Annotated in this window: 11 protein-coding genes; 8 read left to right on the forward strand and 3 right to left on the reverse strand. The window is 29.7% G+C overall.

Annotated features, from left to right (window positions below; translation table 11 throughout):
* Positions 1-245: 245 nt before the first annotated feature.
* The 3 genes from FHQ18_RS10045 to lysS are packed head-to-tail and all read right to left on the reverse strand — an operon-like array spanning position 246 to position 3762.
* The gene (locus tag FHQ18_RS10045; protein ID WP_149267048.1) at positions 246-1382 is read right to left on the reverse strand and encodes an RsmB/NOP family class I SAM-dependent RNA methyltransferase; all 1137 of its coding nucleotides are present in this window, start codon (positions 1380-1382) and stop codon (positions 246-248) included.
* Between the two features lie 2 nt (positions 1383-1384).
* Entirely contained in the window at positions 1385-2296 is a 912-nt protein-coding gene (locus tag FHQ18_RS10050) for a GGDEF domain-containing protein (protein WP_149267049.1), read from the reverse strand.
* Positions 2296-3762 (reverse strand): lysine--tRNA ligase, encoded by a 1467-nt coding sequence (lysS, locus tag FHQ18_RS10055; RefSeq protein WP_149267050.1) that lies wholly within the window; start codon positions 3760-3762, stop codon positions 2296-2298. The genes FHQ18_RS10050 and lysS overlap by 1 nt, the downstream gene beginning before the upstream one ends.
* A gap of 119 nt (positions 3763-3881) precedes the next feature.
* Between lysS and mnmA the strand changes: the two genes are divergently transcribed.
* Genes mnmA through FHQ18_RS10095 form a run of 8 tightly spaced genes read left to right on the forward strand, consistent with a single transcriptional unit; the run spans position 3882 to position 12989 of the window.
* The gene (mnmA, locus tag FHQ18_RS10060; RefSeq protein ID WP_149267051.1) at positions 3882-4916 is read left to right on the forward strand and encodes a tRNA 2-thiouridine(34) synthase MnmA; all 1035 of its coding nucleotides are present in this window, start codon (positions 3882-3884) and stop codon (positions 4914-4916) included.
* Positions 4917-4958: 42 nt separating this feature from the next.
* A complete protein-coding gene (locus FHQ18_RS10065) occupies positions 4959-5441 on the forward strand; it encodes a metallophosphoesterase (protein WP_149267052.1) in 483 nt (160 codons plus the stop codon).
* A gap of 33 nt (positions 5442-5474) precedes the next feature.
* Positions 5475-6500 (forward strand): rod shape-determining protein, encoded by a 1026-nt coding sequence (locus FHQ18_RS10070; protein WP_149267053.1) that lies wholly within the window; start codon positions 5475-5477, stop codon positions 6498-6500.
* Positions 6500-7315, forward strand: coding sequence for a rod shape-determining protein MreC (mreC, locus tag FHQ18_RS10075; protein WP_149267054.1), 816 nt, complete (start codon positions 6500-6502; stop codon positions 7313-7315). Before FHQ18_RS10070 ends, mreC begins: the two co-directional genes overlap by 1 nt.
* Positions 7293-7733 (forward strand): hypothetical protein, encoded by a 441-nt coding sequence (locus FHQ18_RS10080; RefSeq protein WP_149267055.1) that lies wholly within the window; start codon positions 7293-7295, stop codon positions 7731-7733. Before mreC ends, FHQ18_RS10080 begins: the two co-directional genes overlap by 23 nt.
* Positions 7726-9537, forward strand: coding sequence for a penicillin-binding protein 2 (gene mrdA / locus FHQ18_RS10085; RefSeq protein WP_149267056.1), 1812 nt, complete (start codon positions 7726-7728; stop codon positions 9535-9537). The genes FHQ18_RS10080 and mrdA overlap by 8 nt, the downstream gene beginning before the upstream one ends.
* Complete coding sequence (rodA, locus tag FHQ18_RS10090) at positions 9521-10630, forward strand: rod shape-determining protein RodA (RefSeq protein WP_149267057.1); 1110 nt, start codon at positions 9521-9523, stop codon at positions 10628-10630. Before mrdA ends, rodA begins: the two co-directional genes overlap by 17 nt.
* Complete coding sequence (locus tag FHQ18_RS10095) at positions 10614-12989, forward strand: TIGR03960 family B12-binding radical SAM protein (RefSeq protein ID WP_149267058.1); 2376 nt, start codon at positions 10614-10616, stop codon at positions 12987-12989. The genes rodA and FHQ18_RS10095 overlap by 17 nt, the downstream gene beginning before the upstream one ends.
* The last annotated feature ends 9 nt before the right edge of the window (positions 12990-12998 follow it).

The raw sequence follows: 12998 nt of genomic DNA on the forward strand, positions 1-12998 counted from the left end.
GAAAAAAATATTTTGAGGGGATGCATAATAGAAAGAATTTAAGCTTACAATTAACTGATACGTAAAGATTTTCCGGATTATGCGCCTTCAGATGCCGTAAATCGTAACGCGTAATGCGTAACACGTAATGTGGGAAGCGTGATACGTAACGCGTAAAGCGTAAATCGCGTTACGGTTGTCACGCGTTACGTGTTACGGTATTATCGTTACGGTTTTTTAGTCATTCTGAGCGAAGTGAAGAATCTTTAAACTAGTTTTTTGAAAATAGCTCCAAAAAATGAATCCATACTATTTTGAGCTGGAGTTGTTTTGAAAAAATCATTGTCAATTAATTGCGAATAATAATTAGGATCTAGAAACTCAGATACAGGTATTAGTTCAATTTTATTTTTATATTTGTTTAAAAAATAATCTACTTGCATTTCATTTTCATCTTTTAAGAAGCTGCAAGTGACGTATACTATATATCCCCCTTTTTTTGCTGCATTTAATGCGTTATCAAAAATATTTTGTTGTAATTCAATTTTCTTTTTTAAGGAACTGTTAGTTGTTCTTATATTCAAATCCACATCTCGACGCCAAGTTCCAAGTCCAGAACAGGGTGCATCTACTAGTACAACGTCGTAGTAAAAAGGTTTTGGTTTTTTAACAATATTTATTTTTGCTTCAGATACTCTTGCCCTTTGTCTTAAAATAGCTAATCTTTTTTTATCAATATCATAAGCATCAATATATACACTGTTGTAAAAATGGCTTGCTAAAGATAGTGATTTGCCTCCTGCTCCTGCGCAAATATCTAATATATTATTTCCAGGTTTTAAAGGTATTATAAATGTTACAAGCTGACTGGCTTCATCTTGTATTTCAAAGTATCCTTTTTTAAATTTATCTAGGGCTCTCACATTGATATGGTTATCAAATTGTAATCCGTAAGGTGAAAACTCTGTAAATTTTAATTCATATTTTTTAAATTTTTTAGAATACTCCAAAAGGAGCTTTTCTCTAGTTGTTTTTAACATATTTGCTCTTATGGTTAATGGTGCACGATTTAAAAAAAGCTTGAATAGGTCTAAGGAATCAATACTTTTTATAATTTTTTCGGCAATTTCTTCATTAAATCCAAAAGTATTTATCAAGGTGTTTTTATCTAAAGTAAACTCTTTGGTTTTAAGTTCTGAAATTTCATTAAATGTAACATTGAAATTTTTATTTTTCACATATCCAATAAATCTTATACAATCATATAAAAAATCTGTTACTTTTCTTCTTTCTTTAGAACTTAAATTTTGTTCTCTAATAAAATCATCTATTATTTTTCTAGCAAGAATTTTTTCGTGATAAATTCTTTTTAAAAGAGAATTTATTCCTTCTACCATCTCCATATTTATTCTAGATAAGTGTATCTGTTTCTACCGTTATTTTTACTTATATAAAGTGCTTTATCAGCTTTGTCTAGCATATCTTTAGCAGATTCATAGCTATCTTTAAATTGTGTAAAGCCAGCACTAAATGTAATTTTAAATACAGAATTTTGAAAATCAAAAATATGATTTGAAATTTTGAACATTAATTTTTCAAGATATTGTTTTGCTCCTTCAAAAAAAGTGTTTGTCAAAATAACGGAAAACTCCTCCCCACCATATCGAGCAATAATATCAGATTTTCTTGAGTTAGAAACCAAAATATTTGCAAATTCTTTTAGAACTAAATCACCTGCTAAATGTCCATATGTATCATTTACTTTTTTGAAATGATCTATATCGATTATTATTAAAGAAAAGTTTTTACCATATCTTTTAGCTTCTAAGAATGTTTTGTTTAGTGTTTCTTGAAAATAAGCATGGTTGTATAGTCCTGTAAGTCCATCTCTGATTGCAAGCTGTTCTATTCGTTCTTTTTCTTCTAATACGTTTGTAGAAGCTATGGCAAGATCAAAAATTTTTTCATTTAACATTTGTATATGATTAAGCTTAGACTTTAAACATTTTAAAAGTGAAGATAAAAATAAATGAAAATGTTCATTTTCCAAAAAACTCATATTAATAATAATTGTGTTTTCATGAGTAATATTTTTTTCAGGTGATTCACTAGTATCATCATACAAAATAATTAATAAGTTTTCTTTTTTTAAAAGTTTCTTTATTATGTTTGATAACCAATTGTTATACCTTAAAATAATTATTTCATCGTTTAGTTTTTCTGCTTCATGAATATTTTCTAAGAATTTTAATGATAAGTTTTTAAATACATTACTTTCCATTAAAAATTTTTCTAATCCTTCCGTTATTAAATACATTATACCTCTTCAGGCCTCATATGTGGAAATAGGATTACTTCTCTAATTGAATTTTTGTTGGTAAATATCATAACTAATCTGTCTATGCCAAGCCCCTGTCCAGCAGTGGGTGGTAGTCCATATTCTAAAGCCCTAATATAATCATTGTCCATCATGTGAGCTTCTTCATCACCAGCTTCTTTTGCTTCAACTTGTTTTTGAAAACGCTCTTTTTGGTCTATAGGGTCATTGAGTTCGTTAAAACCATTTGCAACTTCCATTCCTGCTATAAAAAGCTCAAACCTTTCAGTAACTTCAGGATTATTAAATTTTGATTTAGCAAGTGGTGAAACCTCTTTTGGATAATCAATAATAAATGTTGGTTGAATCAATTTTTCTTCAACAGTCTTCTCAAAAATTTCAAGGACTATTTTTCCAAGTCCCCAGTTTTTCTCAATTTTAATACCAAGATTTTCAGCTATCGATTTTGCTTTGTTAAAATCTTTTAAGTCTTCTTTTTTAATATCTGTGTATTTCTCAATTGACTCTTCTAAAGTTAATTTATCCCATGGTGGTGTTAAATCAATTTCGTAATCACCATAAGTAATTTTAGTAGTACCAAGTACATTTTGGGCAATGGTAGATAACATATTTTCAGTAAATGCCATCTGGTCATAATAATCTGCATATGCCATATACCATTCTACCATGGTAAATTCTGGGTTATGTTTTGTTGAAATACCTTCATTTCTGAAATTTTTGTTTATTTCAAAAACTCTTTCAAGCCCTCCAATAACTAATCTTTTTAAGTAAAGTTCTGGAGCAATTCTCAAATAAAGCGTCATATCAAGAGCATTGTGATGAGTAATGAATGGTTTTGCAGTTGCTCCACCTGCAATAGGTTGCATCATAGGAGTTTCTACTTCTATAAATTCATTTTCTATAAAATACTTTCTCATTTCCTGAATTATTTTGCTTCTGGTTATGAAAAGTTCCCTTACATCATCATTTACAATTAAATCCACATATCTTTGTCTATATCTTTTTTCTACGTCTTTTAAACCGTGCCATTTTTCAGGCAAATCTCTTAATGCCTTTGTCAGGATTTTATAGTTTTCAGCGAAGACAGTTAGTTCTCCTGTTTTAGTTTTAAAAAGGTATCCAGAAACCCCAATAAAGTCTCCAATATCTGTTTTTTTGAAAACAGTATATTCTTCTTCGCTTAGATCTTTTTTTGAAATATATATCTGAATAACTCCACTTCTATCCTTTATACTTATAAAGGCAGCTTTACCAAACTCTCTTATTGCCATAGCACGACCTGCAACAGTAACTCTGTACTTTTTATCTAATAATTCGTTGTTTGAGGTATTTATATATTTTTCTTTGATAACAGAAATTTTAAATGGAACTTTAAACGAGTTTACATAAGGATTTACACCCATTGCTTTTAAATCATTTAACTTTTCAACTCTGTGATTATCCATATACTTTCCACTCCTTTTTGTTATTTTTGAAAATCATTATTGCATTTTTGTTTTTTTTTCAATAGTTATGTTTTGAAAATATATAATAGTTTGACATAAAAATTAATACAAGGTGAATTATGAGTAAAAAAGTTTTGGTTGCAATGAGTGGCGGTGTTGACAGCTCTGTTGCTGCGTATAAAATGTTAGAAAAAGGTTATGATGTTATTGGTGTAACTCTTAAACTGTTTGATGGCCCAACTAAGTTTATAGAAGATGCAAAAAATGTAGCGGAAAAACTTGGAATAAAATGGTATCTTGCAGACTATAGTAGTTATTTTAAAGAAGTGATATCTTATTTTATAAACAGTTATCGAAAAGGGGAAACACCAAATCCATGTGCTTTTTGCAATAAAAATGCAAAGTTTGTTTATCTCTTCAATGAAATGCAAAAGAACAATGCTGAAATGATTGTGACTGGGCATTATGCAAAGGTTGTTGAAAAAGATGGTTTAAAATATATTGGCAAAGCTAAAAACTTGAAAAAGGATCAATCTTATTACTTGGCGTTGCTGGATGAGTTTCAAGTAAGTTTATTATATTTTCCACATGGAGATGTAGAATCTAAAGATGAAGTTAGAGAATTAGCTAATAAAATAGGGTTAAAAGTGGCTTCCAAAAAAGATAGTCAGGAAGTTTGTTTTTTATGTGGCAAGGACTATAGAGAATTTTTAAAAGAAAGGATTGATTCTAAAAGGTTTAAAAAGGGGTATTTGATTTATAATGGTAAAAAGATGAGACAACATGAAGGGATAGAATTTTTTACTATAGGACAAAGACGGGGGTTAGGCCTCAATTATCATGAACCATTGTATGTTACAAATATTGATGCAAAAAGTGGAAATATTTATTTAGCAAAAAAAGATGATGTTTTTAAGAGAGGAGTAAAATTAAGAAATGTAAATATCGTAAATGATAGGAAAAGGATATTTAGAGCAAAAGCAAAAATAAGGTATAGGATGGAAGAAGCTGATTGTATGGTGGAAATTTTACCTGAGAATAAAGCAATAATTCTATTTGATGAACCACAATTTGCACCAACAAAAGGACAGATGGTTGCTATTTATCAGGATGACTTGGTTTTGGGTGGAGGTTTTATACATGATGTTTTTTAATCAGTTAGCATTTTCAGCGATAACTGATTATAGAGGTGTGTTATGAAAATAGGGATAATTTCTGATAGTCATGATAATTTAATCAATATGCAAAAGTGTGTGCATTATCTGAATAATATTGGAGTAGATTTTGTTTTTCATTGCGGAGATATAATTTCACCATTTACAATAAAAGTTATGAATGAATTGAAATGTGATTATAGGGCAGTTTTTGGAAATAACGATGGTGAATGGTTAAACCTAAAAGAGATATCTAAGAACAGAATTTTTAAACCTCCCTACTTATTTGAATTAGATAATAAAAAGTTCTTGTTGTTACATGAGGGTGATATTGCTATGTTTATTGATAATAGTATAGATTTTGTTTTTTACGGTCATACTCATGTGAAGTATAGCTTTAATAAAAATGGGCAACTTATTGTTAATCCAGGGACATTAGCAGGTTATTTGGCAGATTCTGCTACTTTTGCAATATTAGATACCAACGAATTTAATGTGGAATTTATAGATGTTGATACAATTTGAAAAGTTTGATATAGTGCATTTTGGAGGTGAAGGATGATTTTTAATAAAATATTTGACATATTTTCTAACGATTTAGCCATAGATTTGGGAACGGCTAATACATTGATTTATGTAAGAGGAAAAGGGATTGTGTGTAATGAACCATCTGTTGTTGCTATAAACAATAATACTAATGAAATACTGGCTGTAGGGAATGAAGCCAAGAGCATGTTGGGTAGAACGCCTGCAAATATTGTTGCTATAAGACCTATGAAAGATGGAGTAATTGCAAACTTTGAAGTTACCGAAAAGATGCTGCGTTATTTTATACAGAAAGTTCATCATCGAAAATCACTTGTAAGACCAAGAATAGTTATTTGTATACCATCTGGTGGTACCCAAGTAGAGAAAAGGGCTGTAAAGGATTCTGCAATACAAGCAGGCGCAAGAGAGGTATATTTAATTGAAGAGCCAATGGCTGCTGCTATTGGTGCAGGATTACCTATTCAAGAGCCCACAGGTAATATGATTGTGGATATTGGTGGTGGGACAACGGAAGTGGCAGTAATTTCTCTTTCTGGTATTGTTTATGCCAACTCTGTAAGAGTGGGCGGAGATGAAATGGATGAAGCAATCGTGAATTATATCAAGAGAAAATACAATCTTTTAATAGGGATGAATGCTGCAGAGCAGATTAAAATGAAGATAGGTTCTGCCTTTAAAACAGAAGAAGAAATGAGTGTGGAAATTAAGGGGAGGGATTTAGTTACAGGAATACCTAAAACAATAGAAATCACTGACGACGAGGTTAGAGAAGCGTTAAATGATGCAGTTAGCAAAATTGTTGATGCCGTAAAGATTGCTTTAGAAAAAACTCCTCCTGAACTTGCAGCTGACATTGTAGATAAAGGTATAGTTTTAACTGGTGGAGGAGCGTTGTTAAAAGGTTTGGATAAAAGATTATCTGAGGAGACCGGTTTACCGATAATAGTATCTGATGATCCTCTTACTGCTGTTGCTTTAGGTTCTGGAAAAGTTTTAGAGGAATTAGATTTATTGAGGAAAGTTGCCATTGATTAATGTTTGCTATTAAAAAAAGATATATTTTTTTATTTTTGATTTTACTCTTTATAATTCTAATGCAGTTTGAAATGCCCCAAACTTACAGGCCTATCAAGGGGTTGCTGGGAAATATTTTAAATCCTTTTATTTATTTAGCTGATAATACGGTAGATTTTTTTACATCAACTTTTGATAAATATATCAATTTAATAAATGTAAAGGAAGAAAATAAAAAACTAAAAAATGAATTAGATAAATTAAACTTTGAAAATATTAAACTTAGAGAAAAATTGAAAGAACTTGATAGGTTAAAAAAACTTCTTAATTTTAAAGAAGCTTTTGAATTTAATACTATAGCATGCAATGTGATCGGTAGGAATAATTATGGGCTAATTAAGTATATAATTATTGATAGAGGTAGTAATGACGGTTTAGATGTGGATATGCCTGTGATAAGTAGCAAGGGGCTTGTAGGGAAAGTAGTAGAATTGTACAGGCATAGTGCCAAAGTAAAAATTGTGCTTGATAGAAGCTTGAAAGTTGCTGTTATGAATTTCAATACGAGAGAGACGGGAGTTGTGTCTGGTACCGACTATGGTTTGTTAGAAGTAAATTTTTATTCGAATATTGGTAAAGTAAATATTGGAGATCTGTTTATAACATCAGGTTTTGGTATGCTTTATCCTAAAGGATTACCTGTGGGTGTTGTTGTGAAATATGAAAACGAAGATTATGGTCTTTTTAAAAAAGTTTATTTAAAGCCCATTGTGGATTTTAATAAATTAGAAAATGTATTGGTAATACTAAAAAATGAAAAGATTCAAAACAATTAGTAAGTATTTATTTTTACTACTTTTTTTTTATATTATTACAAATGTATTTGATGGATTTCTAGGTTTGATTCAATATCCAATTTTGATTTTAATTGCTTCAAAAAGGATAAATATTATCAATATTAATGAAACTGATATAATTTTATCTTTATTTTCAGATTACATCAATGATTTGTTCTTTGGAGTTAGTTTATTGGTTTTCTTTATTTTAAAATTTTTATTTTCAAAATATCTTAATTTATTTTATACAAGAAAGTATTATATCTTTTTGGGTAAAGTGGCAGTACTTTTGGTCTTTATTGGATTTGTTTTTTTATATTACCATAATAACAATATAACATTATTGTTTGAAGTTTTATTAGTAAACTCCATAAGTATGCTTTTATTAAATTTTGTATTGGAGAGATATTTTGTTTAAGGCACTGAGTGACAGAGTAAATAATATTTTTAACAAAAGGTTATTAATATATACAGTTGTGTTTTTTTTATTTTTTTCGAGTGTGATGGGAAGATTATTTTACTTACAAATAGTTAAATACGAGAAATATAAGAACTTGTCTGAAAATAATAGAATTAGGATTTTGAGAATTAAAGCTGACAGAGGATTTATTAGAGATAGAAATGGTACGCTTCTCGTAACGAATCAGCCTAGTTATAATTTAATGGCTACAAAATCTGATATAAAAGATTTTGATAATCTCATAAAAAAGCTGAAAGATATTATTGAAATTGATGAAGATCTTGTTCGTGAAAGATATAAAAAAGCATACTATTATAGTACATTTATGATTTATAGAGGATTAAAAGAACAGCAATTGAGTTATCTTTTAGAACATCACGAACAATTCCCAGGGATAAAACTGGATGTAGATACCGTAAGGTCTTATTATGACAGTAAAAGTTTGAGTCATATAATTGGCTATATGGGAGAAGTTACAGAATATGATTTGAGGAAGAATAAAGGGTATCAGGTAGGTGATTTGATAGGTAAATCAGGGGTGGAAAAAGTATATGAAGATGAACTTAGAGGAATTGATGGAGCCAGACAGGTTGAGGTTGATAGTTTAGGTTTTGTTTCAAAAGAGTTATCGGTTAAAAAACCAGTTAAAGGTAAAAACCTTATTTTGAGTATTGATTACGATTTACAAAAGGCAGTCAAAAACATCTTTAGTGATAAAGTTGGTGGTGTAGTAATAATGAATATTCAAACGGGGAGAATTTTGGCTTTGTATTCTTCTCCTACCTATGATTTAAATAAATTTATACCTTTTATAAAAAAAGATGATTGGGATAAAATTATAACAAATCCATACAAACCTTTGACAAACAGGGTAATTGAAGATGCATATCCTCCTGGATCTGTTTTTAAAATTTTGATGGCTTATATAGGACTCAACGAAGGAGTTATCACTTTCAATACACAATACTTCTGTGGTGGTAAGCTGGATTTTAATGGATATAAATATGGTTGTTGGAAAAAGGGTGGACACGGCAATTTAGATTTGCATGATGCAATAGTTCAATCTTGTGATGTTTATTTTTATAATGTTGGACTTGTATTAGGCATAAATAAAATTTCAGAATATGCATTAAATTTCAATCTTGGGAAAAAAACTGGTATAGATTTACCTAATGAAAAAGCTGGGATATTTCCAACAAGAGAATGGAAGAAAAAACGTTTTCATCAGCCTTGGTATCCAGGTGAAACAATTATTGCTTCTATTGGTCAGGGTTACATTTCAACAACACCTATTCAGATTGCTGTGATGTTATCGGCTCTCTTTAATGGTGGGATAGTCTTTAAGCCAACAGTAGTTTATGGTTTTGAAGATAAAGGTTTTATTGAGAAAAAAGTAGAAATTAATAATAAACTAAATATAAATAAAACTTATGCAAAAGAAATATTAGATGCATTATATGATACAGTTTATTCAAAACATGCAACTGGTTATAGGGCAAGAGTAAGTAAAATAAAAATAGGTGGTAAAACAGGAACTGCACAGGTGATATCATTGAAAAAATTTAAAGATAAAGATGAAAATGAAATTCCATGGAAGTATAGAGATCATTCTTGGTTTGCAGGAATTGTCCCTGTTGATTCTCCTAAATATGTAATTGTGGCATTTGTTGAACATGGTGGTTCTGGTAGTAAGGGAGCAGCTCCAGTTGTTGGAGCAATAGCGAATAAACTGGTGGATTTAGGTTATGTTTCAATTAAATAGAAAACACTTTAAATATTTTGATTATATTTTGACCTTATTGGTTGTCTTAATTTCTGTTTTTGGTGTTATTGCTATATATTCTGCTTCATATGATTTAAATACTAATAGTTTTAAAGGTTTTTATATAAAGCAGATAATTTGGATTACTATTGGAATCATAAGTTATTTTTTGTTTACATTTATTAATTACAGGTTCTTACTGAAATATTCACATATCTTTTATTATATAAGTTTAATTATTTTAGGATTTGTTCTTATCAAAGGACATATTGGTATGGGTGCACAAAGGTGGATTAATATAGGTGGATTTAGACTTCAACCATCAGAATTTATAAAAGTTGTATGGATTCTGTTTTTGGCAAAAAAATTTAGTACCCATGAAATATACTATTCTACATTTTTAGATATTTTTAAAAAAGCATTGTTTTTGGCCCCTATTTTTATACTAATTTTTTTACAGCCAGATTTAGGTACGGCTCTTGTATATGTGTTTCTCTGGGGGATTGCTCTTCTTTTTTGTGGAGTTAGGAAGTACACAGTATTTGTTACAATTATACTTATGTTGATAAGTTTACCTATAGGATGGAGCCAACTTAAGGATTATCAAAAAAAGCGTATTATAACTTTTTTGTATCCAGAAAAAGATCCATTCGGTGCAGGTTATCATGTCATTCAATCTAAAATTGCTATTGGGTCAGGCGGTTTGAAAGGAAAAGGCTTCTTAAAAGGGACGCAATCCCATTTAAGATTCTTACCAGAAAGACATACAGATTTTATTTTTTCATTAATTAACGAAGAATTTGGCTTCTTTGGTGGTATAGCCATTTTGAGTATCATTTTTTTGCTTATTTTTAAGATTTTGTATGTAGGTTTAGTTGTTAAGGAACCGGGAGGAAAGATTATTTGTCTACTGGGAGCTTCATTGATTTTTTTCCAAACATTTGTAAATAGTGCTATGACTGTGGGGTTAATGCCTGTAGTAGGTATTCCGATGCCTTTTGTAAGCTACGGTGGTTCATCTATTATAACATTTTTCACGTTAACAGGAATAATTAATTCAATATCAATGAGGAGATATGACATTGTCAGTTGATAAGAAAGAATTATTGATGATAAGCAAACCACTACGTTACATAGGTGGTGAGCTTAATTCAGTTGTAAAGAATAATTATAAAATACGTTTTTGTTTGTCATTTCCTGATGTTTATGAAGTAGGAATGTCTCATTATGGATTCAAACTTTTATACGAAAAATTAAATGAATGTAGTCAGATAGCTTGTGAAAGATTTTTTATGCCATGGATAGATGCTATTGATTATTTTGGTAAGGATATTTTTGTTTCACTAGAAACAAATACTCCTTTAAAAGAATTTGATTTAATTGGTTTTTCTCTTCAATATGAGCTTTCGTATACAAATCTTTTATATATCATAAAAATGTCTGATATCCCCCTTTTATCTACAGAAAGAAAAGATAGTGATCCCATAATTATTGCTGGTGGTCCTTGTGTTGTAAATCCAGCACCTTTAATAGATTTTGTTGATGTTTTTTTTATTGGAGAAATGGAAGAAGATCTAGTGAATGTTTTAGAAGTATTTAGTAACAATGCAAATGTGAGTAGAAAGGAAAAGCTAGAGTTTTTCAATAAATTTCATTTTACATATGTTCCTCAAGTCGAAAAAGATAAGAAAGTGAGAAGAAAAATTTTTGTTGATTTTCCTTTGGAGGGTTTTTGTAAAAAACCGATTGTCCCAAATTTTTCTGTTGTTCAAGATAGAGTTAGTTTGGAAATAAGCAGAGGATGTACGAGAGGGTGCCGTTTTTGTCAGGCAGGGTTCATTTACCGCCCAGTAAGGGAGCGAGGAATAGTTTCTTTAATAGAAAATGCATTAACGCAAATAGAAAATACAGGCTATTTTGAGTTGTCATTTTTATCTCTATCAGCAGCAGATTTTTGTAATCTTGAACAATTATTGGTAGAAACTAACAAGTGCTTATCAGATAAGAGTATTTCTATTAGTTTACCCTCTGTAAGGGCTGATCAAATAAAGAGCTTCATATTCAGAGAATTATCCAAAGTAAGAAAATCTGGTTTTACAATTGCTCCTGAGGCAGGGTCACAGAGATTAAGAAATAGTATTAATAAAAATTTAACTGAAGAGGAGATAATAGAAGCGGTTGAATTAGCAAATAAGGGTGGTTTTAATCATGCAAAACTTTATTTTATGATAGGCTTGCCTTTTGAAACAGATGAAGATGTCCTTGCAATCGCAACACTTGCTGAAAAGATAAAAGGAAAAGTTGACAGAAAATTTGAAATAACAGTATCTGTTTCAAATTTTGTTCCAAAACCTTTTACTCCTTATCAATGGTTAGGTCAGGATCATGTTTATTCTCTTAAAAAGAAGCAAGATTTACTTAGAAAAGAAATGCGCAAAAGAAAAATAAAACTAAAATTACATGATGTAGGTCAGAGTATTCTTGAGGCTTGTTTTTCAAGGGGAGGGGTTGAGCTGGGCAAGGTGCTTTATGATGCTGTCAATGAAAGGCTAATATTTGATGGATGGAGTGAATTTTTTAATTTTGATAAATGGAAAAATATTTTTGAGAAAAATGGACAAGATATTTATGAATATGCAAGCAAAGGCTATAGTCTTTACGAAGATTTGCCGTGGGACAATATTGATGTTGGTTTAGAGAAAAAATATTTGATGAATGAACTTGAGAAAGCAAAAAATAGCTTAGTTACAGAAGATTGTAGATTTGATAAGTGTACGGGTTGTGGAGTTTGTGATTTTAAAAATATAAAAAATATTTTTGCGAAAAAAGAAGCTGTAACTATAAAAAGTAAAAAAGAAACAAATATAAAAACCTATATAGTAAGGTTTGAAAAAAAAGGTGATGCTATTTTTTATTCTGCTCTTGATACCTCTAGATATTTCCAGCATATTTTTATAATACATAATATTGAGCTACAATTTAGCCGTGGTTTTAATCCACAACCGAAAATCAATTACATTTATCCTCTTCCTTTGGGAATAAGCGGAGAAAATGAAATAATGGTAGTAGAATGTAGTGAATTTTTAGATACTGAAAGAATAGTCAATGAATTAAATGAAAAATTCAGATCAGGTTTTAAAATAAAATCAATAACTGAGTATAATGGTGAAAATTTTGATAACTGTATTCAAGTGTTCAAATTTGATGATGCTACAGAAGAAATATTTTCATCAATGTTAATTGAGGGTAAAAACTATTATGAGAAAATAAGTAAAAAAGGCAAAAAGAAAATTGTATGTATTGATAATTATCTGATACACAAAGATAAAAACAGAATAGAGTTAAAAATAACTCCTATGGGAGGATTTAATCTACTTGAATTTTTTAAATTTTGGGATTATAATATTTCTAAATTAAATATTAGCAGAACAAATATATACCCAATAAAATAATTTCAGGAG

The sequence above is a fragment of the Deferribacter autotrophicus genome, assembly GCF_008362905.1.
In the GTDB taxonomy this organism is placed as follows: Bacteria; Chrysiogenota; Deferribacteres; order Deferribacterales; family Deferribacteraceae; genus Deferribacter; species Deferribacter autotrophicus.

Bases quoted from the DNA above. Each gene is read 5' to 3' on its own strand.
- FHQ18_RS10045 (WP_149267048.1), bottom strand. From the start codon at position 1,382: ATGGAGATGGTAGAAGGAATAAATTCTCTTTTAAAAAGAATTTATCAC.
- FHQ18_RS10050 (WP_149267049.1), bottom strand. From the start codon at position 2,296: ATGTATTTAATAACGGAAGGATTAGAAAAATTTTTAATGGAAAGTAAT.
- lysS (WP_149267050.1), bottom strand. From the start codon at position 3,762: ATGGATAATCACAGAGTTGAAAAGTTAAATGATTTAAAAGCAATGGGT.
- mnmA (WP_149267051.1), top strand. From the start codon at position 3,882: ATGAGTAAAAAAGTTTTGGTTGCAATGAGTGGCGGTGTTGACAGCTCT.
- FHQ18_RS10065 (WP_149267052.1), top strand. From the start codon at position 4,959: ATGAAAATAGGGATAATTTCTGATAGTCATGATAATTTAATCAATATG.
- FHQ18_RS10070 (WP_149267053.1), top strand. From the start codon at position 5,475: ATGATTTTTAATAAAATATTTGACATATTTTCTAACGATTTAGCCATA.
- mreC (WP_149267054.1), top strand. From the start codon at position 6,500: ATGTTTGCTATTAAAAAAAGATATATTTTTTTATTTTTGATTTTACTC.
- FHQ18_RS10080 (WP_149267055.1), top strand. From the start codon at position 7,293: ATGAAAAGATTCAAAACAATTAGTAAGTATTTATTTTTACTACTTTTT.
- rodA (WP_149267057.1), top strand. From the start codon at position 9,521: ATGTTTCAATTAAATAGAAAACACTTTAAATATTTTGATTATATTTTG.
- FHQ18_RS10095 (WP_149267058.1), top strand. From the start codon at position 10,614: ATGACATTGTCAGTTGATAAGAAAGAATTATTGATGATAAGCAAACCA.